This is a genomic window from Enhygromyxa salina (assembly GCF_000737335.2).
In the GTDB taxonomy this organism is placed as follows: domain Bacteria; phylum Myxococcota_A; class Polyangia; order Nannocystales; family Nannocystaceae; genus Plesiocystis; species Plesiocystis salina_C.
On the sequence record NZ_JMCC02000260.1, the window covers coordinates 1 to 1,798 of the forward strand.

The 1,798-nt window shown below is 61.0% G+C and carries 1 protein-coding gene; it reads right to left on the reverse strand.

Translation table 11 applies throughout. From position 1 onward, the window contains the following. Nucleotides 1–18 precede the first annotated feature (18 nt). Entirely contained in the window at nt 19–1,554 is a 1,536-nt protein-coding gene (locus tag DB30_RS40740; protein WP_205633214.1) for a hypothetical protein, read from the reverse strand. Nucleotides 1,555–1,798: the final 244 nt, after the last annotated feature.

Consider the following 1,798-nt stretch of genomic DNA (forward strand, 5'->3'; position numbering starts at 1 on the left):
ATTTGAGTCAAGTTTGGTTCAAGCGGCGAGCCTCCCAGTCTCCCACAGCTTGGTCACCACTTCATCGACCTTGTCGAAGGCTTTCCGCAGGGGGATCGGTGCCGGTGGCTGAGCGTCGTGGACGGCGGCGTGTCCCGGACGGAGCACGCAGTTGTAGGTGCGGGTGATCAAGAGCGCCGCTCGGAAGCCGAAGTCCGTGACTTCGTAGCGGTGCGAGTTCGGGATCCGTTCGATGAGCCCGTGCAGCCGGAGGCGACGTAGGTCGTAGGTCATCTTGCCCTGGGTGAAATGGCCGGGAGCGAGGCCCAGCAGTTGCGCCATGAGGTCGCGCAGATGTTTGTTGGTGAAGCCACGGGGCAAGAGTCGGAAAAACAAGATCGCCGAAAGCAGCGCGAGCACGCGCGGGTCGCCGAAGCGCAGCCCGGACGCCCGCTGGTTTTGGACGACCACGGACTGATTGACTTGGGCGAAGGCATCCTCGCCGATCGAGCAGTCGTGGCTGAGACGTTGGACTTCGAGCAAGCGCCGGTTGGCCGCGAAACCGACTTTGGCAAGTTCGGGGAGATTGCAAAGCCGACGTCCGATCCGGAAGTCGTATGTATTGTTGACGATCGTCTCGGTCCGGAGGGCCCGACCCTCCTTGTGGTATTGCTTGATCTTCGATGACTTGTAGTCGATGTGCAGCGAAGGGGTTACGCCGTTGGTGATCACCCGGGTACGGAAGCGGCCCGGCGTGGTCTTGATGATACGACGATCGAAGATGAGCTGCACTTGGTCGGGGCGACCGATGTCGAGGTTGTCGCGAATGACTTGCTCGAAGAAGTGCCGGCCCGTGAGGGGACGGTCCAGGACTTGGGTCAGCGAAAATTCCGCTTGGAGGATCGAAATATCGTAGGTGTACCTCGCGCGACGGTCCGCGGGTGTGAAGGGATGCGGGAGGCGGCGCAGCCACTTGCGCGCGAGCTTGTCGATCTTGCGAGCGTCGAGCCCGTTGCAGATCTGCTGCAAGGTTTTTGGGTCCTCGCACCATGCAATGCCATTGTCGAGCGCCTCGAAGGCGATCCCGCGCTTGGCGAGTTGGCGTTTGGCGTACTCGTGGCCATTGATGAGCAGCTTCCCGTTGTAGGGAAAGTAGGAGCACAGCTTGATGAAGAAGGGACCGAAGTCGTCGTCGACGCAGTAGAAGTAGTACTGGTTGACGATGGCGGTCGACTTGTAGAGGTTTGCGTAGCTGGCCCCGGTGTTCGGGTTGTGGCGTCGCTGAGTTCGGATGACCCTGGACTTCTCCTGAGCTTTGCCGATGAAAAGTACCCCCTCCTTGGCCTTGAAGTTCTTCAGGTAGGCCTTGGCGATGTCCTCCTTGCGTTGCTTCTTGTGGAGCTTCACCAGGTCGATCACCTCGTTCTCGGCAAAGCGCTCGATCGACTTGATGAACGTCTCCGTCATCGGCGCCATGAGGGCGGACGATGCGAACGAGTAGCCGCGGTGCTTCCGCCAAAAGTGCGCGACCCCCCGCTCGCTCTGTAGGATGGGGACGTAGAGGTTGAGGTACATGCGGTCGATGCACTCGACCTCCAACTCGACGTGCCCCTCGAGGACGTCGGCGACGCTTCGCTGTATCATTTTTGTGCCTCCCGGCCGTCACAGGGCCCAAGTTGACCCACCATCCCCAAGCGGGACCATGAACGGGCGGTAGCGTCCGTTTGACAGGCTCGGGAGGCTCTCCATCTCACCACGATGATGCCGGCGGCCGACGCGACCTACTCGCCTCGTCGGTCTGAGGCGCGAGCCTCGCTAA